The sequence below is a fragment of the Paenibacillus terreus genome, assembly GCF_042138595.1.
Taxonomy (GTDB): Bacteria; Bacillota; Bacilli; order Paenibacillales; family Paenibacillaceae; genus Paenibacillus; species Paenibacillus terreus.
In genome coordinates, this window is sequence record NZ_JBHIRX010000001.1 from 89,977 (window position 1) to 109,549 (window position 19,573).

Here is a 19,573-nt window from a genome sequence, read left to right on the forward strand (position 1 = left end):
GGAGGAAATAAAGATGACAGCAGTTAAAAAAATCGCAGTACTAACGAGTGGTGGAGACTCTCAGGGAATGAACGCGGCCGTTCGCGCCGTCGTGCGCAGCGGACTGTATTTCGGCTTGGAAGTATACGGTGTACAGCGCGGTTATCACGGTCTGTTGAACGATGACATTTTCCAGATGGATTTGCGCAGTGTGGGCGATATCATCCATCGGGGCGGAACGGTGTTGCAATCCGCGCGCTGCAAGGAGTTCAGAACGCTGGAAGGGCAGCAGAAGGGTGCACAAATTTTGCGGGACCGCGGCATAGACGGGCTTATTGTCATCGGTGGCGATGGCTCCTATCAGGGAGCGAACAAGCTGAGCCAGCAGGGCATCAAAACGATGGGGCTTCCCGGCACGATTGATAACGATATTTCTTTTACAGACTATACAATCGGTTTTGACACGGCAGTCAGCGTTGTTGTGGATGCCATCAACAAGCTGCGGGACACCATGTCTTCCCATGAACGTTCTTCCATCGTGGAGGTTATGGGCCGTCACTGCGGCGATATTGCCCTTCATGCCGGACTGGCTTCCGGCGCTGAGACCATTCTGGTGCCTGAGGTTGAATTCAATATGGATGAAGTGGCCGAGCGGATGAAGCAAAATTTTGCCCATGGTAAAAGACACAGTATTATTATCGTCGCCGAAGGCGTGGGCAGAGGGGAAGATGTGGCGGCAGAGCTCGTCAAGCGTTTCCCGACGAACGATCCGCGCGTAACCGTACTGGGTCATATCCAGCGCGGTGGCACCCCAACAGCATTTGACCGCAATCTGGCCAGCAGACTCGGCGATTTTGCGGTACGTCAGCTGATTGAAGGACAATCCGATAAAGCGTGCGGTATTATTAAAGGCGAACTTGTTGCCACTGATATCAATACAGTAGTTAATACGAAGAAACCATTTAACATGGATTTGTACGAGCTTGCCATCCGCCTTTCCCAATAATTTCATATAATCCGGGTTGGGCAGGTATGATCCCTTCCGTGTGACTGTGTCAGCAATAAGCACACAGTTTACATGGAAGGGATTTTTTGTGGGCAAAATGTGAAAAAGGAGCGGCGCGTATTTTACATCAGAATCATCTTTGATGTTAAATCAAACTCTGAGTGGTTTAAGAAAGCTTGTATAAATTTTTCATAACATCAACTTTGCAGGAGGTAAGGATGTATAACGATCTCACAGGAAAAACCGTTGTGATTACCGGGGGGGCCACCGGCATCGGCAGAGCGATGGCTTTGCGGTTTGGACAGGAAAAGGCAAATGTTGTGATTAACTATTTCGGAGGCAATCAGGAAGTTGAAGCACTGGTGTCCCGGATCGAATCTTATGGAGGAAAAGCAGTCGGCGTTTATGGCGATGTATCCAAAGAGGAAGACGTCAAAAAAATAGTCACTGCAGCCCATGAGCAATTCGGTTCGCTTGATGTAATGATCAACAATGCAGGGATCGAGAATGAGATACCTTCCGAAAAAATGACCCTTGAGAACTGGAAACGGGTCATTGATGTCAATTTGACCGGGGCCTTTCTGGGCTGCCGGGATGCAATAGATTACATGTTGAAATACAAAATCAAAGGGACTGTTATCAACATTTCGAGCGTTCATGAAGTAATCCCCTGGCCTCATTTTCTGCACTATGCTGCCAGCAAGGGCGGTATTAAAATGATGACGCAAACGCTGGCTCTCGAGTTCGCTCCCCAAGGCATTCGGGTAAATAATATTGCTCCCGGGGCAATCAATACGCCCATTAATGCCGCCAAATTTGCCGATCCTTCGCTGAAAGCGGGCGTCGAATCCTTGATCCCTCTCGGTTATATCGGCAAGCCGGAGGAGATTGCTGCCGTAGCTGCATGGCTGGCTTCCTCCGAGTCCAGTTACGTCACGGGCATTACGTTGTTTGCAGACGGAGGCATGACAAAATTTCCTTCATTCCAGGGAGGTAAAGGGTAGTGACGACATTAGAAAACAAAGAGGCTGTTCTGCTGGAAGCACCGCCAGTGAAAAAACAGTGGTGGAAAGAAGCTGTTGTATATGAAATCTATCCCATCAGCTTTAAGGACTCCAATGGAGATGGCATTGGTGACCTGCGCGGGATTATCTCGAAACTGGATTATTTGAAGGATTTAGGCGTAGACGTGATCTGGATTTGTCCCATTTATCAGTCCCCCGGTCAGGACAACGGTTATGACATCAGTGATTATTACGCGATCAAACCGCAATTCGGTACGATGGAGGATTTCGATAAGCTGCTGAAGCAGGCTCATGACAGGGAAATTAAAATCATGATGGATCTCGTATTGAATCATACTTCCGACGAGCATCCCTGGTTCATTGAATCCAGATCGTCCAAGACCAGTCCGAAGCGGGATTTTTATATTTGGCGTGATGGCAAACACGGGCTTTTCCCAAACAACTGGGAATCATACTTTGGCGGCTCGGTTTGGCAGCTTGATGAAAAAACCGGACAGTATTACATGCATCTGTATTCCAAGTACCAGCCGGATTTGAATTGGCAGAATGACGAAATGATTCATGAAGTGTACAAGATGATCCGCTGGTGGCTGAAAAAAGGTGTCGACGGTTTCCGCTTTGACGCCATTGCACATATCGTCAAGGCCAAAGGACTTCCGGATGCGGAGAATCCCAACCATTTGGAGGTCGTTCAGGCTAATCAGTTTTTTTCGAATTTGGAGCATGTTCACGACTTGCTGCGCAAGCTGAATGAAGAGGTATTGATGGGATCCGATATTATGACCGTAGGGGAGACTTCGGGTCTTGGACCGGAGCAGGCATTGGAATATGTAGGAAACGAGCGGCATGAGCTCAATATGGTATTTCAGTTTGAGCATATGACGCTGGATTCTCCATCAACAGGCACCGCCAGATGGGAAACCCGTTCGTGGACGCTGCCTGAGCTGAAAAAGATTATGACCCACTGGCAGACTGCACTGCATAATAAGGGCTGGAATGCCAACTATTTGGGCAATCATGATCAGCCGCGGCAGGTGTCCCGTTTCGGTAATGACAAAGAATATCGGGTGGAATCCGCGAAGATGCTGGCCACGTTTTTGCTGACTCTTGAGGGTACCCCTTATATTTATCAAGGGGAAGAAATCGGCATGACGAATACTTCCTTCCAGCATATTGAAGATTACAAGGATATCGAAACGCTGAATTTCTATAAGCTGTCACAACTCCAGCAGGTACCCGAGGAAAAAACGATGGCCGCAATCCATAAGAAAAGCCGGGACAACGCCCGTACCCCCATGCAGTGGGATGCCAGTGAGAATGCTGGATTCTCGGACGGCAAGCCCTGGATTAAGGTCAATCACAACTACAAGGAAGTTAATGTCGAAGCAGCTCTTAAGGACCCCAACTCCATATATCACTATTATCGGAAGCTGATTGCTCTGCGCAAACAGCATCAAGTGATGGTTTACGGGGAGTACACGCTTCTGCTGCCGCTGGATCCGGATCTGTACGTGTATACGCGGACACTGGATAAGGAATGCCTGCTTGTTATTTTGAACTTCAGCCGTGACACCGTTGAGTTTGAGTGGCCTGATGAGCTTGCGTATGATTCGGGAGAGCTGTTAATCGCCAATTATGAGCAACAGCCAGGGGAGAATGAAAAGAAAAAAACACTCCGGCCTTATGAAGCCAGGGTGTACAAGCTGGTTCAGCAAAGCAGTCACACGATGATCCATTGACCTTGAAGCTCACGTTGTAATATTCTGAGGCGCTCCGAGAACGAAGCATTCCTCCAATCGCTGTTGACCCTTCGGGCCAAAGGCGACCGCTCCGCTTTTCCGGAATTGCTTCGCCCTCTCCGCTGACTGCTTGCTTATCCCGACTTAAAACGAAAGGAGCAACGGCTGCGGTCAAATTAAGGGGAACCCTCTGTGTTTCCTGCGATAGCAAAAAAGGTCAAGAACAGGTTTGAAAGTCGTCCTAGTTCTTGACCTTTTTTACTCATAAAAAGAAATGAAGGGCTATTCCCGTAGAGTATTCATTTTGCGGAGCCTTCCCGCTGTTCTCATTGTTGTTTCATACTTTGGTCCCTGAACCGGCGCTGCACAACCCAGAGGCGGGCGAGAAGGGTGGCTGCACCGACAGCCAGACCGGTAATGAGCCCGACCCAATAGCCGTAAGGACCGAGTACTGTCCACTTTGCCAATACATAACCGACAGGCAGGCCGATGATCCAGTAAGAGATAAAGGTCAGGAAGAATGCGGGATTGACATCCTTGTAGCCGCGCAGCACCCCCTGCGTTGGAGTCGCAATGGCATCCGAGATCTGAAAAAAGATCGCGTAGAGCAGAAAGTGCTGCGTCATGGCAATAACGTCAGGATCGCGTGAATAGATGCCCGCCACATTTTTTCCCCATAACAGCAGTACAACCGCGGCTGCCAGGGAGAGGGCAACGGCTGTGCCGATACCGATCCGGCTGTAGCTTTGGGCGTCCTTCGAACGGCCTGCGCCTGCTTCATAACCGACAAGTATGGTCAGAGCCGTACAAATACTGAGCGGTATCATATACAGGGTGGAGGCGAAATTGATGGCCGCCTGGTGAGCTGCTATCGTTATCGTATTAAAGCTGCTCATGAAGAGAGTTACCGCAGCAAATACGGCAGTTTCGAAAAAGATGGCAAATCCCATTGGCGTACCGATCCGCGCCAGCTCAAGCCAGCCTTTGCCCGAAATGCCGTGAAAATGGCGGAAAACAGCATATTCAGCAAACGCGCTGCCACGGTGAACGATAATGAGGGCCGTGAGAAACACAATCCAGTAGGTGCAAGCGGTCGCCACTCCTGATCCAACCCCTCCAAGCTCCGGAAATCCCCATTTCCCGTAGATAAGCAAATAATTCAGAAATACGTTGACAGGCAGGGAGATCAGGGTAATCATCATCGATATTCTGGTTTGACCCAGGGCATCGATAAAGCTGCGCAGGGCGGTGTAGCCGAAAAAAGGGATAATGCCGAAGGCGAGGGCAACCAGATAATAAAAGGCGACATTATGAACCCTGGTTTCCAGACTCATCCCCGCCAGAATCGGCTTAAGGAACAAAAAGCCTGCTGCAATCACAACGACGGCAAGCAGCAGCGCGAACCATAAAGCCTGTATTACATAAAATGAAACCTTGTCTTTCTGCTGTCTGCCAATCAGCTGGGACACGATGGGCGTAACAGCGATCAGAATGCCGCTGAGCCCTGTCTGAATGGGATTCCACAGGCTGACGCCTATGGCGGTTCCCGCCAAATCCGCCGGTGCATACCTGCCGGACATGTTGGTATCAAAGAAGGTCATAGCCGATAAAGTAATCTGTGTTACCAGAATGGGTAGCAGAATAACAGCAAACTGCTTCCACTTCTCGGCAGTCGAATAAGTTGTATTCATTGCAGCGCATCCTTTATAAAAATAATGTTCCATCTGATGTCAGAGCTTTATTGTAAGCGATGAACCGAAATCTGAACAGTATATTTTACTAAAGCTAGCAGGGCTTAATATTAAAGACCCGCGGCATTCGCGGGTCTTCTGTAAGGAATATTGATAATGGCTGTAAGATTAATAATTGACACCAGGGGTATACCGGTTCGAGGCGCTCCAGAGCAAATATTCGTCAACGCCTGCTTCCTTCATGGCGCGGATCTGATCGTCGACCTGCTTCTTTCCGTATTTGACATAATGACCGCTGCCGAGCCAGCTGGCTGTGAAATCCTGAATCCAGGGGCGAATGACAGGCTTCAGATGTTTGGTGGCCTCAAGCTTCTTATGCGTGTCTGCCATTGAGCCCTTGATGACCTTGTAAGGATTTTTATCAGGGTCCTTAACACCGTACCAGCCTGTCGAGTAGTGGCTTGGGTAGACCATTGGCGAAATGACATCCACATTCTCCGATATTTTCACAAAATCCTGCCCAATGCCTTCCGCCGCAGGGACAGAAGCCGCGTATCCGAAAATATCCACCGATACTCTGACGCCCAGGGGTGCGAGCTGCTTGCGGGCATATTGGACAAATTCCGCAACGGCATCCACCCGCGACTTGTCGGTCTTGGCATAGGTCAGCTTGCCGGCTTTCTTCTCGAAGCCTTCCGGAAAACGCACATAGTCAAACTGGATTTCCTTAAAGCCCAGCTTGGCGGCTTCCTTGGCAATTTCAATATTGTAGTCCCATACTTCCTTGCTGTACGGGTTTACAAAGCTGTCGCCGCCGCCATTCTTCCACAAGGAGCCGTCCGGATTGCGGAAGGAGAGCTTCGGATTTTTCTTGGCTAGGACCGTGTCCTTAAACACGACGATACGGGCAATGGGGTAGACGTTATGCTTCTTTAGCCGGGCCATCAAAGCTGAAATATCCTTGATAAAAGGCTGAGGTTTGCCCATTTTCTTCAGCTTTGCATTTTGGGTCGGATAGGTTATGTATCCCGCATCATCCTTGATATCAATGACCATGGAGTTCAGATCCGTGTCATCCAGCAGCTTGAGCAGCTTGGCCATGCGTTCTCCGCCGGCGCTGTATGCCGTTACGTAAATTCCTTTTACAAGCGGTGCTCCCGGCTGCGGGTCAACCTTGGCTGGAGGATTGTCTGCGTTCACGGCACCAGCCTCTGCCCCCTGTGAATGGATGATTGCACTGTTAATCGCCGTCTCTACAGACGACTTTATAGACGTGCCGCCTGCTGCCCCTCCCGGATCTGCCGTTCCTCCGAGGGCTCCTAGCATTACCATGATTGCCCAGACGATGTTCATCTTTACGAATTCTCTCCCTTTCTTGCTATGTCTACCTGATTATACTAGAAGTTTTTTGTCGAAAAAGGACATGTTTGTAACCATTCAAATAACGATTCAGGCACTAATAACCTAGACTTTCTATTACCCTATATTGGATGACTGAATCGGCCGGTTATATGCATGTCCAAAAATAAAAAAGCCGCTGTACCCCGGGAACAGCCCGGTGGTGCAGCGGCAGTCATTCATTATTTTAGCTGAGGCCTTGCCAGAAAGTTATTGAAGATAAGAATGGCTCTGATGTTCGCAAATGCTGTACTGAATAATCTCCATAGCATCGTCGGCTTCAAGAATACCGATGCCGTCCCTGAGCACAATCCGGGAATTGAGCTCATTCTCCCTGAGAAAAGGAAGCATTTCAGGAAACCACTTCATCACGATATCGGACAGTTTTACCGTTTCCATTTCCACAAAAATCACCCTTTCCTGTTTCTGCTCGGAATCATTCACAAACGAATCATTCAGTGCGTAAATCGGAAAAGCCGAGGACCTGTGAAAAAGCTGGAAAAGCTGGTCTTAGTGGAACCGTGCAATACAAGTGTAACATAAAACAGTCCATTCGTGCACGGGTACCTGATTATCTTCTCAGAAAAGCACCCATCACGCCTACCGTTTCCACGATATTAACAAACGCTGCGGGGTCGGATTCCTTGATGATCCTTTTCAGTTCAGCTAGCTCATATCTGGTCGTTACCGTCATCAGCATGTCCTTTTCCTTATGGGAAAAGGCGCCTTCAATCTTGATTTTGCTTACCCCGCGGGGAAGCGTGAGCAGGCGGGACAGCATTTCTTCAGTCCGGTCAGTAATAATATACACAGTTACTTTGGTATGACTCACATGAATGATATCGACGGCTTTGCCGCTGATATAAATCGATACCATGGAAGCAAGCGCAGTGTTCCAGTCATCACTTAAATAGCCTGCTGCAAGAACGACCAGTCCATTCAGACCCACGAGGACTGTGCCTACCGGAAAATCACGGTAACGGGTTACAATTGAGCCCACGATATCAAAGCCGCCCGTGGAGCCTCCGACATGAAACGAAATGCCCGCGCCTATGCCGACAAGCACACCTCCGAATACGGAAGCAAGCAGAGCATCGGAGACAAGCGCGTCCACGGGAATGACAGCGATCAGCCAAGTGGTGACGATAACGGACAGGATGCTTAATCCGATGAACCTTCGGCCCAGAATGAATAAACCCGCCAGCAGAATGGGGATGTTGAATATGAAATACATGACGCTAAGATTTGCGCTCGTAAAATACCCGACAAGCATGGATAAGCCGGAGACGCCCCCGCTCAGCAAGTGATGCGGGACCAAAAACAAATTAAAACCGCTTGCGATGGCAGCGGCCCCGAGAATGATAACAAAACTGTTCCAGGCCAGCCTTGGCACGGTAAGTTCACCTCATTTAAAGATGTGTAAACCAGCTTGCTGGTAAAATTGATTTGTTTTGTGCTATAATGCGATGTGGATATTCTTGAGTAGGGAGCTATTTCCAATCTGAACGCTTTAAATTTGAAATGCTTCATTGGCACTTAGACGTATTTTTTGAAAGATGTGATAAGGTCATTCCCCTGTAATACGGTAATACATGGTTCGTACGGATGAAAATGAGCTGCAATCTGCCGCTGCTGCAGGGAAAACCTATACCATAATACCGCTACTTAAGAATACAGACAAGACCGCGGATTGTCCACTATATCCGTTACAAGAAGGAGTATGAATAAATTTGACGACATTTGCAGAATTTGATCTTGAACCCAAGGTACTTCAGGCCATTACGGAGCTTGGATTTGAGGAGGCAACCCCAATCCAGGCCAAATCGATCCCCATCGCATTGACAGGCAGCGACATGATCGGCCAGGCACAGACCGGTACCGGTAAAACCGCAGCATTCGGTATTCCGCTGATCAGCAAAATCTCCAAAACAGACGAAAAAATCAGAGCCCTCATTATGGCGCCTACACGTGAGCTTGCCATCCAGGTAGCCGAAGAAATAGAAAAACTCTCCCGCTTCAAAGGTCTTCGTACACTGCCTATTTACGGTGGACAAGATATTGTGCGCCAGATCCGTGCCCTTAAGAAGAAACCCCAAATTATTATCGGTACGCCAGGACGTTTGCTTGACCATATCAACCGCAAAACCATCAAGCTGGATGACGTGAATACCGTTGTATTGGACGAAGCGGATGAAATGCTGGACATGGGCTTCATGGATGATATTCAATCCATCCTTAAACAGGTTCCGGAAGAGCGCCAGACCATGCTGTTCTCGGCTACGATGCCGCCGAATATTCAAAAGCTTGCACAGCAGTTTCTTAAAAACCCTGAGCATGTATCGGTTATTCCAAAGCAAGTCAGCGCCCCGTTGATCGACCAGGCTTATATTGAGGTGCCTGAGCGTCAAAAGTTTGAGGCCCTCAGCCGTTTGCTGGACATGGAGTCCCCAGAGCTGGCTATCGTATTCGGACGTACCAAGCGCCGTGTCGATGAATTGGCCGAAGCGCTGCAAAAGCGCGGGTATTCCGCTGACGGACTGCATGGTGACCTGTCGCAAAACCAGCGCGATACGGTAATGCGCAAATTCCGCGACGGCAGCATCGATGTATTGGTTGCGACGGATGTTGCCGCACGCGGTCTGGACGTATCCGGTGTAACCCATGTCGTGAACTTCGATCTTCCGCAGGACCCTGAAAGCTATGTGCACCGGATCGGCCGTACCGGACGTGCAGGCAAGGAAGGGGCAGCGTGGTCCTTTGTCACTCCGCGTGAAATCGATCATCTTCATTTCATCGAGCGTGTGACGCGCCATCGTATTCCACGCAAACCGCTGCCTACATTGGCGGAGGCCATCGAAGGCAAACAGCGCATCACAGCTGAGCGTCTGCTTGAAATGGTGGAGCAGGGCGAACTGAACGAATATAAAGGACTTGCCATTCAAATGCTGGAGCAGTATGACTCCGTACAGCTGCTGTCAGCTGCTATGAAGCTCCTGACAGGCGAGAAGCGTGACGCGCAGATCGAGCTGACTCCGGAGGATCCGATTCGTGCGAAGCGCCGCAGACCGGATATCCGTTCAGGCGGTCGCAAGCCTTCCAACTTCGGCGGCGGACGCGGCGGATATAACCGTGACAACCGCGGTGGTGGAAGAGGCGGCTACAACCGCGATAACCGCAGCAGTGGAGGCGGGTATAACCGTGATCGTGGGGATCGCAAGCCGCGTTCTGGAGAAGGCTCGGAGACACGCCGGCCAAGAAGAGAGGATTCGTTTGAATCTTAAGATTCTGCCGCCGGTTTGGCATAGATAACAGGACAGGCATTAGAAGCCGGAGTGGTGACACTCCGGCTTTTTGCTTGTGTGGGTGGCGGAAACGGGTCCAATTAAGTTATAGTATAAATAATAGCTGAAAAGAGACTGGGCAACGCTGAGGGGGAGACTAAATTTGGAATTCAAGGGAGCCATGGGCGGCATTTACCGCCTGACGGAATGGATTACTCGCTTTGCTGCCACAAACCTGCTGTGGGCGCTATGTTCATCGCCCTTTCTGTTTTTTTTAATCATGAAGCTGATCGTCATGAGCCAGCAGATGAATAATGAATCTTTGCAGATGAACTGGGCAATGGCAATTGTGGCACCGCTTACTTTATTTCCGGCAACGGCCGCCATGTTCACGGTTGTGCGCAAATGGGTAATGGGGGATAGCGACGTACCTGTCTTCCGCACCTATTTTGCCGGATTTAAACAAAACTACAAGCAAAGCCTGCTCGGCGGACTGTTTTACACCCTGCTGACCATTGTAATGTATGTGGATTATACCGTGTACATGACGCAGTTTCCGAATTTGCAGATGATCGGCGTAATTATGCTGATCCTGCTCATCATCCTGTTTGTGTCCATGTTCAACTTTTTCTCCATGGTAACGCATTACCATATGACAATTGGGCAAATTATTAAAAACGCGATTCTGCTGACGCTGATCCGGCCATTCCGCGTATTTTCCACACTGTTCGGCAGTGCTGTGCTTGTATATGTAGGGGTTCGCTACCCTGTGCTTTTTATTTTCTTCATTCCGTGTATTATCGCATGGTTTGCTTTTTTCAACTTCTACGGAACCTTTCTGAAAATGCAGGAGCAGCTGCAGAAGCAGCAGACGGACGGCGAATCGGAAGGGAAAGAAGCGGCAGCGGAGGAAACGAAAAATTAAAACATTTCTCGTCAATATTTACTTTTTTAGTGCAGAGGACTATAATAAGCAATAACACTTCCTGCTGTGTACGTTGCGATCATTTGTTGTTTTGAACCAATGACAATGTCTAGGGAGATCTACATGGAAAGCGGCTGAAAAGCCCTGTCACTTGCGACAAGGGGACTTCAAATGTTCTTCCTGCGGTCACCCACCTGCTGATGCAGGTTCAGAAGACACTATGGTCGGACGGCAACGGCGGGGCCAAATATTAAATGAGAAACATCTCTTTTCTTTTCACGAAGAAACAGGGGTGTTTTTTGTTGTGCAACAATGATAAACTGTAAGTAAGCAAAATACCGTCTGCCTGGAGAAAAAGATCTGCAAGCTCCGCATGTTTTAAAGCGTTTGCAACAGAAAAAAATGCATCTGCAGAGCATACCGCAGGGCACGGTGATGGTGAAGGAGGAAATAGGTTGTCGCTGAAAAGGACGCTTGTGGGGATTATCCGCAGTCACGAAGGTACGGGTGACAAGGCGAAGGATCCCCTGCTCAAAACACGATACTATAATTTATCGAAGGATAAGGCATGGGAAGAAGTTTCATCGACATTAAAAAAAATACCCGGATTCAAGGTGCTGCACGAGGTATCCTCGGTAGGGGAAATCACACTGGAGAAGCGTACCGCGTTCGGGCGTGTTATCGATATTACCGTCTCGATTCTTTCGGTCTCTCCCGTGCGCAGCGCAATCGACATTTACTCCGCTTCACGGGGCTCCATGGGGGATTTGGGGGCCAATTACCGCATTATTCTGCAGCTGTATGGCGTTTTGGACAAAAAAATGGGCGCCTACAAAATTCATGAGTAAGGGTAGGGCATTGAGGACATTCCTGTAAAAAATAAAGCGAGAGAAGGACGGGCCTTCCTCGCTTTTTTTGGTTTAAACGAGCTTCTTCACAGCTTCGATTGCTTTCTCGTAATCAGGATGGTCGGCCATTTCCGCCAAATATTCCACATACGCGATGTTGTCATCGGCATCAATGACAAAGATGGAGCGCATATCCAAATGAAACTCCTTGATAAATACGCCGTAGGCTTTGCCGAAGGAATGATTTTTATAATCCGACAGGGTGATGACACGGTCAACTCCGGCAGCCCCGCACCAACGTGCCTGGGCAAACGGCAGGTCCACACTGACGGTAAGCACGACAACCTGATCTCCAAGACCAGCCGCTTCTTCGTTAAAGCGCCGGGTCTGTGCGTCGCAAACTCCGGTGTCCAGAGAAGGCACTACGCTGACGAGCTTGACTTTGCCGGCAAAGTCCTTCAGTGAGGCTTCCTCAAGTAAATTTTTATTCAGTGTAAAATCAGGAGCCTTGTCGCCGACTTTGAGTTCGGGGCCGATGAGCGTGAGCGGATTGCCTTTGAAGGTTGCCACGCCGGTACGTTCCTGTGTCATATGTATTTCCTCCTTATAACATTGGTTATTGGTGCCAAAATCCATTATAATCTTTTATGAAAGACGATGTCCACTTGTTAGAAAACGTAATGCAGAGAGGGGCCTCATTTTGATTTTTTTGCGATATGAAAGCTGGAACAATTACATTCGTTATTATCCCGTAACCTGTCTTATTTTGCTGGCCAATCTGGTTATGGCCGGGCTGGTGCTTCTTAACGGAGGATTTACCACGAACACGCTGGTTGAGCTGGGGGCCCAGCTGAATATGGGAATTTATGATACACAGTACTGGCGTTACGTGACCTCCATCTTTCTGCATGGGGGGTTCAGCCATCTGTTCTTCAACTCCTTTGCCATCCTGGTGTTTGCCCCGCCTTTGGAAAGACTGCTTGGGTCCGTGCGCTATCTTGTTTTGTATTTGGGCGCAGGCATTGTGGGGAACATGATGTCGGATGCCTACTTTACCTCAATCAGTCAAATCACCGTTTCCATCGGTGCTTCCGGGGCAATTTACGGGATATATGGCGCGTTTTTATACATCGCCTTGTTCCAACGCAATATGATGGATGAGGCATCCCGAAAAACGTTGTATTCGCTGCTGATCCTCGGTGTAGTTTTCTCGCTGGCCGTGGCGAATATCAACTGGATGGCGCATTTTGGGGGCTTGATCAGCGGATTCTTCATTTATGGACTCATGATCCGCCTGTTCAAGCGCCGGGCACGAGCCTGAACAGCCATACCGTATAAGGCAAAAGAATGGAGCGAAAATTGAAGTGGAACTAAGACAGTTGCAGTATTTTGTAAAAGTAGCACAAAAAGAACATGTAACGCAAGCCGCAGAAGAGCTTCATGTGGCGCAGTCGGCTGTAAGCAGGCAGATTCATCAGCTGGAAGAGGAGCTGGGCGTCCATTTGTTTATGCAAAAAGGCCGTAATTTGCAGCTTACGCCAGTCGGCCAGCTCTTCTGCAAACGGGTGGAAAGTATTATGAAGGATCTGGATCGGGCCGTCATGGAGGTTCATGAGTTTCTGGATCCGGAAAATGGTGAAATCCGGATTGGATTTCCGCACAGTTTGGGCATTCATTTAATTCCTTCCGTCGTGGCGGAGTTTCGAAACCGTTATCCCAATGTGAAGTTTCGTTTTAAACAGGGGATGTATCCGACACTGATCCGGGATGTGCTGTCAGGGGAGATCGATTTGGCGTTTGTATCACCTTTTCCGCACAGCCACGAACAAATCGGTGGCGATATTGTGCTGACGGAGGAGCTTCAAGCCATACTGCCTCCGAATCACCCGCTTGCCGGGGAGAAGAGTATCCGGCTGGAGCAGTTGAAGGATGAGAAATTTATATTGTTCGGAAGTGGTTACTCGCTGCGGCCTATCGTGTGGGATGCGTGCATTCAGGCAGGCTTTACACCGCATGTTTCATTTGAAGGGGAAGAGACCGATACGATCCGGGGCTTGGTGGCTGCCGGCATGGGGGTCAGCCTGCTGCCTGAAATGGCGTTGTTCCAGACCAACCGGCTTGAGCCGGCCAAAGTGAAAATATCGGAACCGAAGGTAACGCGTACCATTGGCCTGATTCATCGGACAGATGACAAGCTTCCGTTAGTGGCACAGTCATTCAGGAAATTTTTGCTTAATTATTTTGGATTGCAAAAAAATATTGAAGCTGTCTGCAAACCTGACATCTCATAAGAAAAACATCTATCGTAGTAAACTCAAAGAAGACAGGTCGCACTTAGCAGAAGTTTTTCTTGCGATTAATCATAACAACACAACAAAGGGGTGCCCCCTAATCGAGGGCACCCCTTTATTGTGTTAAATTTTCTGTTAATCGCGGTTGTTGAAAATTCCGATGAGACGAATCAGCTCGAGCAGGGAGACCAGGGCGGCAGCCACATAGGTCAGTGCTGCTGCGTTGAGCACTTTGGCTACCCCGCGCTCCTCATCGTTGCGGATATAACCTTCAGAGACCATGATTTCACGTGCGCGGTTCGATGCGTTAAATTCAACCGGCAGTGTAATCAATTGAAAGGCTACTGTAGCCGAGAAGAAGATGATACCCAGACCGATCAGATTAAAAGAACTGAACAACATTCCGGCAATCAGCAGGAACGGCGCGATGCCGGAAGCAAAGTTCACCACCGGGAAAATGCGGTGGCGCAGCGTCAGGAACGAATAATGCTCCTTGTGCTGAATAGCATGACCCACTTCGTGGCAGGCAACGGATATAGCCGAAATAGAGCTTTCATAGTACACTGGCTCCGACAGCCGAACAACCCGGTTGATCGGGTCATAATGGTCAGAGAGTGTTCCTCGCACCGGCTCAATCGGAACGTCGTGCAGCCCGTTGGAATCCAGCATATGCCGGGCGGCGTCGTAGCCGGTCATGCCGCGCTGGTTGCGCTCCTTGGCCCAGCGCTTAAACGTGCCGGAGACACGAAACTGCGCCCACAACGAAAAGATAAAGGCAATGATCACCAATAGATACATGCCGCTCATATTCAATTACCTCCAAAATAAATAAAGTAGAATTGGACAAGAGAACTACATGTGCTCGAGCAGATACTTCAGCGCTTCGATGCAGGCTGCGCTTTGCGGCAGCAGACCAGTCAGTACCTTGCGGGCCTGAACCGGCTTTAACTGCTTGAGAAGGGGCTGCAGCTCATTCACTTCCCGTTCCAGCCGCTGCATATGCATCTCCAGGGTCGTAAGCTTGTCGGTTACCTGGTCCTCGCTGGACAGCTCGCTCCATTTCTCAAGCGATTGCCTGATCTCCTCCAGGCTATATTTCTCTTGTTTCATCTGATTAATACGTTCGAGTCTTTTCAAGGTTTCATCACTGTAAAGTCGATAATTTTTCAAAGAACGTTCTTCAGGAGCAATAAGTCCCAGCTTTGTGTAATAATCGATCGTCCGTTCACTTACGCCGGCCGCTTTGGCAAGTTCGCCGATCCGGTACAGCTTCATATCCCCATTTGCGCTCACCTCGCGATTCCTGATAAATCATTGGCCCCACAAGCAGTGGCTTTACTGTTTTAAAGATTATAGAATTCATAATTTTCAGCGGAGCTGAACAATTCTATAATCTCAAGAAAAACTTCCGCTTAATGCGGTCTGTCTTCTTAGAAAGTACGTCGATAGACGTTTTTCTTAATGATACATGATCCGTAACCGTACAGTCAAACGTCACGCTTTTTCGTGAAAATTAAGGTAAGGATAAAGGACTTATAGGTGTAGGACTAAAGGCTGTTTTTGTTTTTTCTTTCTTTTTGAAAAATTCTCTTGTCAACTTTCTTATCTTCTGCTTATAATGACATTAACGATTTCATGATATGTAAAGATAAGTGACATTAAGGGGAGTGTTCTTGATGAAGAAAAAATGGTTAATTCCACTGCTTAGTTTGCTGGCCATACTGGCTTTTCCGGTCGGGGCTTTCGCAGCAGAAGAGGGGCCTACCAACGTTCAGCTGCAGGCTGGTCTGAACTCTGCATTCACCTTCCTGGCGTTTATTCTCGTCTTTTTCATGCAAGCCGGATTTGCTTTGCTTGAAGCGGGATCGACAAGAATGAAGAACGCCGGTCACGTAGCCGGCAGAACGGTATTGACACTCGGTGTATCCGCCCTTGCGTTTTGGGCGCTGGGCTTTGGTCTTGGTTTCGGCAATGACAACGGCAACGGTTTTATGGGACTTACGGGCTTCTTCGTAAGCGGCACCGATGCGGCGCCGTCGTTTGACTCCTTGTCCGCTTTGGACGTACCTGTAACGATCATGTTCCTGTTCCACTTTGCCTTTGCCGCTATCTCGCTGGCCATTGCTTGCGGGGGTATGGCTGAACGCGCTAAGCTGAGCGTATATATTGTTTTCGGTCTTTTGTTCTCCATTGTTATTTATCCGGTTGTAGCCCACTGGGTATGGGGCGGCGGTTGGCTGGCTCAGCTCGGCATGCAGGACTACGCTGGCTCGACAGTAGTTCACTTGACTGGTGCAACGGCTGCACTGGTGGCCACCATTCTTTTGAAGCCGCGTCTTGGCAAATACAACAAGGACGGCAAACCGAACGTTATTCCAGGTCACAATCAGGTTTACTCCATTCTTGGTGTAATCATCCTCTGGTTCGGCTGGTTCGGATTTAACCCTGGCAGCGCGGTTTCCGCCATGAACGACGGTTTCTTCGGTTATGTGGCCCTGACAACCAACATCGCGGCTGCAGCAGGTGCGGTCTTCGCGCTGGCTGTATCCTGGATGGTATTCGGCAAGGCGGACATTCCAAGCATGCTGAACGGTGTGCTGGCGGCTCTCGTAGCCATTACAGGCTCTTGTGCCTTTGTTGCTCCGTGGGCGGCTGTTATTATCGGTGCGGTTGCAGGTATCATCACTTTCTTTACCGCCCAATGGCTGGAGCGCAGACGTATTGACGATCCGATCTACGCCTTCTCCGTACATGGTGTTGCCGGGATGTGGGGTGCGGTTTCCACGGGTATTTTTGCAAAGCCTGAATTGGTAGAAATCACTGGTGTAGGCAAAGCGGGCCTGGCTTATGGCGGCGGCTTCGGACAACTGGGCGTACAGCTGCTCGGCCTGATCGGTACATTCGCCTTTGTTTTGATCATCTCTTTCATTATCCTTGGTGCCATGAAAGCTGTAATGGGCATTCGTGTTACTGAAGAAGAGGAAACGATGGGTCTGGATATGAGCGAACATGGCACATACGGTTATCCTGAGCAAATGAAATTGATTGCTGATGCTGAGAAACGCACATTGAATTAATAATGACGGTAGGGTCGAGCGAGGGAGGCTGGCGGTATGGGATCGCAGCGCGCAGAAGCGTTCAATATAACATTTGAGGCGATTCTTAACGCCGATTCGCCTGATCGGTTGCGACAGGCAAGGATGGATGCCCAGCATCGCCTGCTGGAAATACGAACCGAAGCCCCTACGGAGGCTTGGCTCAGGCAGGTTAACGAAATGCATGATGTTATTTCCGCAAAGGCTGTACAGTTATGCGAACAAGGGATGGTTGAGGATGGCTTAGGCCCTCCTCCCGTCCCTTATGCCTTTATAGCTTTCGGGAGTATGGGGCGCTCGGAATCCACGCTCTGGAGCGATCAGGATAATGGAATGATTATCAGCGATGAAGCAGATGAGGAGAAAGAAGCTTATTTTGCCGCCTTCGGATCACGCCTTTCGGATATGCTGGAATGGCTCGGCTACCGTAAATGTGAAGGTAAGGTCATGTGCTCTGAGCCATTATGGCGGCAGAAGGCCGCAGCATGGAAGAAACAATTGGAGGAGTGGAGCTCCGATTACAGCTGGGATCCGATCCGGCATTTGATTATTGCCTCCGATATGAGGCATATCGCGGGAGATGAAGGTTTGTCCAGGCAGTGGAAGGAATCCTTCAGCGCCGTGTTTCGCAGGGATTCGGGCCTTGCGGTAGCAGTTCTGCGCAATACCGTAAAGCATAAAGCGACCCTGAACATTTTAGGTCAAATCGTCACCGAGCGCTTTGGGGAGCATGCGGGGGATTTTGATATCAAGTATGGCTGTTATATTCCGCTGGTGAACGCTGTCCGGTTCATGGCCTTGCAAAATGGTGTAACAGAAACATCGACTTTAAGACGGCTGAAAAAGCTGGCTTCGCTTGAAGCAGCCCCTTCTCCGCTATTGGATTCCTGTCAGCGGGCTTTTCTCATCGCGCTCCATTTCCGAAACAGCACGCCTTACAAGGAAGAGGATGGGCTGCTTATCAGCAGCGGTTATATGCCCGTTCAACAGCTGAAGCAGCGTGTGTTGTGGTATGAGCTGCGGGAAAGCCTCACTGTGGTCAGAAGAGTGCACAGGGCGCTGCAGAGACAGCTTCGCTTTTTGGAAAGGAGAAAGTTATGAAAGAGCCGGTTAGGGGCGGCGGCGGATTTTGGAGTGTGTTCCGTCAGGGCGGCATGCCGTCAGCAATTGCTTCCGTGTTGGGGGCCCCGACCGCGCAGCAGATGGCATTTATCCGTTCACTCGCCCGTGAACAGCGCCGGTCGGAGGCCATGCGGACTCCCTTGGAAAGGCTTGAGACTGTGGTATTTGATCTGGAAACGACCGGCTTCTCACCCCAGCATGGGGATGAAATACTGTCCTTCGGTGCTGTGCGTGTGGTGGGCGACACAGTTATGGAAAAGGAACAGTTCTACACGCTGGTCAAACCGACCGTACCGGTACCGGAGCACATATCGGAATTGACGGGTATTACCCAGGAAATGAGCAATGATGCTCCGGCTTTGATTGACGGCTTGCATGACTTTATGTCATTTGTCGGCGGCAGGGTGCTTGTTGCTCATGCAAGCTCTCACGATAAAGCTTTTCTGAACGCGGCGCTTTGGAAAACGTCCAAGGTTCAGCTCACCCATCGGGTGATCGATACGATGATGCTGGCCAAATGGCTGGATCCGCAGCCTGGCAGCTATACTCTGGATGATCTGCTCCTATCCAACGACATACCTGTAACAGTCAGACACCATGCCCTGGAAGACGCCAAGATGACTGCGAAATTATGGGTTTGCTACATGAGCGAAATCATGAAACGCGGCGTAACCAATCTGGCGGATTTATACAATCATTTAAGTCACGCGTAAAGGCACAGGCTCAAGCGTTAATAACGATGGTGGTGCAGCGCCGGGAGCAACCAGATAGGCTGCGGTGAACATGGAACCGGATGGATTGCCGGACCCTGTGATTAAATAGGCCGTTAACCCGGAGCCGAACAACTGCAGCTGCTGCAAATCCTCTTCCGATGGTACAGGGGAGGATGCGGGATGCGAGTGGAATATGCCGATTAAGGCTGTTTCCCGCATTACACAGTTGACCCAAGCCGGCCCGTCGAACTCAAAATGATGGTACGGATCAACAGCAGTATTCGGAATGGGGATAAACGCGGAAATATGTATTTCCGTCCCTTCAATATGACCAAGCAGTGCTCCACACGCCTCCATCGGCTGACAAGAGCGGACATACCGCTCAAGGCGGTGCAGCAGAATGGAAGGGATAATTACTGAAAAATAAACCAATGGAATATCTGCTCCTTAATGAAGAAGC

19 protein-coding genes and 1 other RNA gene are annotated in these 19,573 nt (G+C 49.5%); 12 read left to right on the forward strand and 8 right to left on the reverse strand.

Going from position 1 to position 19,573, the window contains the following annotated elements; translation table 11 throughout:
- The first annotated feature begins 13 nt into the window (after positions 1 to 13).
- From pfkA to ACE5KN_RS00440, 3 genes are all read left to right on the forward strand, one after another.
- A complete protein-coding gene (pfkA, locus tag ACE5KN_RS00430) occupies positions 14 to 985 on the forward strand; it encodes a 6-phosphofructokinase (RefSeq protein WP_375524984.1) in 972 nt (323 codons plus the stop codon).
- Between the two features lie 218 nt (positions 986 to 1,203).
- The gene (locus ACE5KN_RS00435; protein ID WP_375524985.1) at positions 1,204 to 1,989 is read left to right on the forward strand and encodes a glucose-1-dehydrogenase; all 786 of its coding nucleotides are present in this window, start codon (positions 1,204 to 1,206) and stop codon (positions 1,987 to 1,989) included.
- A 47-nt stretch (positions 1,990 to 2,036) separates the two neighbouring features.
- Entirely contained in the window at positions 2,037 to 3,749 is a 1,713-nt protein-coding gene (locus tag ACE5KN_RS00440; RefSeq protein WP_375525125.1) for a glycoside hydrolase family 13 protein, read from the forward strand.
- A gap of 326 nt (positions 3,750 to 4,075) precedes the next feature.
- Here ACE5KN_RS00440 and ACE5KN_RS00445 read toward each other — a convergent pair whose 3' ends face one another.
- From ACE5KN_RS00445 to ACE5KN_RS00460, 4 genes are all read right to left on the reverse strand, one after another.
- A complete protein-coding gene (locus ACE5KN_RS00445; RefSeq protein ID WP_375524986.1) occupies positions 4,076 to 5,440 on the reverse strand; it encodes an MATE family efflux transporter in 1,365 nt (454 codons plus the stop codon).
- A 168-nt stretch (positions 5,441 to 5,608) separates the two neighbouring features.
- The gene (locus ACE5KN_RS00450) at positions 5,609 to 6,793 is read right to left on the reverse strand and encodes a putative glycoside hydrolase (protein ID WP_375524987.1); all 1,185 of its coding nucleotides are present in this window, start codon (positions 6,791 to 6,793) and stop codon (positions 5,609 to 5,611) included.
- Positions 6,794 to 7,048: 255 nt separating this feature from the next.
- A complete protein-coding gene (locus ACE5KN_RS00455) occupies positions 7,049 to 7,237 on the reverse strand; it encodes a hypothetical protein (protein ID WP_375524988.1) in 189 nt (62 codons plus the stop codon).
- 172 nt (positions 7,238 to 7,409) lie between these two features.
- On the reverse strand, positions 7,410 to 8,231 hold the full coding sequence (locus ACE5KN_RS00460) for a YitT family protein (protein WP_375524989.1): 822 nt from the start codon (positions 8,229 to 8,231) through the stop codon (positions 7,410 to 7,412).
- Between the two features lie 337 nt (positions 8,232 to 8,568).
- On the opposite strand from ACE5KN_RS00460, the gene cshA reads away from it, so the two are divergent.
- The 4 genes from cshA (at position 8,569) to ACE5KN_RS00480 (ending at position 11,892) form a co-directional block, all read left to right on the forward strand.
- Positions 8,569 to 10,119: a degradosome RNA helicase CshA gene (gene cshA / locus ACE5KN_RS00465; RefSeq protein ID WP_375524990.1), complete on the forward strand. Its 1,551-nt coding sequence runs from the start codon at positions 8,569 to 8,571 to the stop codon at positions 10,117 to 10,119.
- A gap of 163 nt (positions 10,120 to 10,282) precedes the next feature.
- Entirely contained in the window at positions 10,283 to 11,044 is a 762-nt protein-coding gene (locus tag ACE5KN_RS00470) for a YesL family protein (RefSeq protein ID WP_375524991.1), read from the forward strand.
- Positions 11,045 to 11,099: 55 nt separating this feature from the next.
- A non-coding RNA gene (ssrS, locus tag ACE5KN_RS00475) (6S RNA) lies at positions 11,100 to 11,292 on the forward strand.
- A 207-nt stretch (positions 11,293 to 11,499) separates the two neighbouring features.
- On the forward strand, positions 11,500 to 11,892 hold the full coding sequence (locus ACE5KN_RS00480) for a DUF1499 domain-containing protein (protein WP_375524992.1): 393 nt from the start codon (positions 11,500 to 11,502) through the stop codon (positions 11,890 to 11,892).
- Positions 11,893 to 11,964: 72 nt separating this feature from the next.
- Here ACE5KN_RS00480 and tpx read toward each other — a convergent pair whose 3' ends face one another.
- Positions 11,965 to 12,483 (reverse strand): thiol peroxidase, encoded by a 519-nt coding sequence (tpx, locus tag ACE5KN_RS00485; RefSeq protein ID WP_375524993.1) that lies wholly within the window; start codon positions 12,481 to 12,483, stop codon positions 11,965 to 11,967.
- A gap of 109 nt (positions 12,484 to 12,592) precedes the next feature.
- Here tpx and ACE5KN_RS00490 point away from each other — a divergent pair, with 109 nt between their 5' ends.
- Complete coding sequence (locus tag ACE5KN_RS00490; protein WP_375524994.1) at positions 12,593 to 13,213, forward strand: rhomboid family intramembrane serine protease; 621 nt, start codon at positions 12,593 to 12,595, stop codon at positions 13,211 to 13,213.
- A 43-nt stretch (positions 13,214 to 13,256) separates the two neighbouring features.
- Positions 13,257 to 14,183, forward strand: coding sequence for a glutamate biosynthesis transcriptional regulator GltC (gene gltC / locus ACE5KN_RS00495; protein WP_375524995.1), 927 nt, complete (start codon positions 13,257 to 13,259; stop codon positions 14,181 to 14,183).
- A gap of 135 nt (positions 14,184 to 14,318) precedes the next feature.
- Here gltC and ACE5KN_RS00500 read toward each other — a convergent pair whose 3' ends face one another.
- Positions 14,319 to 14,990: a zinc metallopeptidase gene (locus tag ACE5KN_RS00500; protein ID WP_375524996.1), complete on the reverse strand. Its 672-nt coding sequence runs from the start codon at positions 14,988 to 14,990 to the stop codon at positions 14,319 to 14,321.
- A gap of 45 nt (positions 14,991 to 15,035) precedes the next feature.
- On the reverse strand, positions 15,036 to 15,458 hold the full coding sequence (locus ACE5KN_RS00505; protein ID WP_375525126.1) for a MerR family transcriptional regulator: 423 nt from the start codon (positions 15,456 to 15,458) through the stop codon (positions 15,036 to 15,038).
- Between the two features lie 401 nt (positions 15,459 to 15,859).
- Between ACE5KN_RS00505 and ACE5KN_RS00510 the strand changes: the two genes are divergently transcribed.
- The 3 genes from ACE5KN_RS00510 to ACE5KN_RS00520 are packed head-to-tail and all read left to right on the forward strand — an operon-like array spanning position 15,860 to position 19,113.
- Complete coding sequence (locus ACE5KN_RS00510; protein WP_375524997.1) at positions 15,860 to 17,260, forward strand: ammonium transporter; 1,401 nt, start codon at positions 15,860 to 15,862, stop codon at positions 17,258 to 17,260.
- Positions 17,261 to 17,296: 36 nt separating this feature from the next.
- Positions 17,297 to 18,379, forward strand: coding sequence for a DUF294 nucleotidyltransferase-like domain-containing protein (locus tag ACE5KN_RS00515; protein ID WP_375524998.1), 1,083 nt, complete (start codon positions 17,297 to 17,299; stop codon positions 18,377 to 18,379).
- Entirely contained in the window at positions 18,376 to 19,113 is a 738-nt protein-coding gene (locus ACE5KN_RS00520; RefSeq protein ID WP_375524999.1) for an exonuclease domain-containing protein, read from the forward strand. Before ACE5KN_RS00515 ends, ACE5KN_RS00520 begins: the two co-directional genes overlap by 4 nt.
- Here the strand turns inward: ACE5KN_RS00520 and ACE5KN_RS00525 are convergent.
- A complete protein-coding gene (locus ACE5KN_RS00525) occupies positions 19,099 to 19,545 on the reverse strand; it encodes a M67 family metallopeptidase (protein WP_375525000.1) in 447 nt (148 codons plus the stop codon). The genes ACE5KN_RS00520 and ACE5KN_RS00525 overlap by 15 nt on opposite strands.
- Positions 19,546 to 19,573: the final 28 nt, after the last annotated feature.

Excerpts from the sequence above, each read along its gene's own strand:
- pfkA (WP_375524984.1), top strand. The coding sequence starts at position 14 with ATGACAGCAGTTAAAAAAATCGCAGTACTAACGAGTGGTGGAGACTCT.
- ACE5KN_RS00510 (WP_375524997.1), top strand. The coding sequence starts at position 15,860 with ATGAAGAAAAAATGGTTAATTCCACTGCTTAGTTTGCTGGCCATACTG.
- ACE5KN_RS00455 (WP_375524988.1), bottom strand. The coding sequence starts at position 7,237 with ATGGAAACGGTAAAACTGTCCGATATCGTGATGAAGTGGTTTCCTGAA.
- ACE5KN_RS00500 (WP_375524996.1), bottom strand. The coding sequence starts at position 14,990 with ATGAGCGGCATGTATCTATTGGTGATCATTGCCTTTATCTTTTCGTTG.
- ACE5KN_RS00505 (WP_375525126.1), bottom strand. The coding sequence starts at position 15,458 with ATGAAGCTGTACCGGATCGGCGAACTTGCCAAAGCGGCCGGCGTAAGT.
- tpx (WP_375524993.1), bottom strand. The coding sequence starts at position 12,483 with ATGACACAGGAACGTACCGGCGTGGCAACCTTCAAAGGCAATCCGCTC.
- ACE5KN_RS00450 (WP_375524987.1), bottom strand. The coding sequence starts at position 6,793 with ATGAACATCGTCTGGGCAATCATGGTAATGCTAGGAGCCCTCGGAGGA.
- ACE5KN_RS00445 (WP_375524986.1), bottom strand. The coding sequence starts at position 5,440 with ATGAATACAACTTATTCGACTGCCGAGAAGTGGAAGCAGTTTGCTGTT.
- ACE5KN_RS00435 (WP_375524985.1), top strand. The coding sequence starts at position 1,204 with ATGTATAACGATCTCACAGGAAAAACCGTTGTGATTACCGGGGGGGCC.
- ACE5KN_RS00520 (WP_375524999.1), top strand. The coding sequence starts at position 18,376 with ATGAAAGAGCCGGTTAGGGGCGGCGGCGGATTTTGGAGTGTGTTCCGT.
- ACE5KN_RS00515 (WP_375524998.1), top strand. The coding sequence starts at position 17,297 with ATGGGATCGCAGCGCGCAGAAGCGTTCAATATAACATTTGAGGCGATT.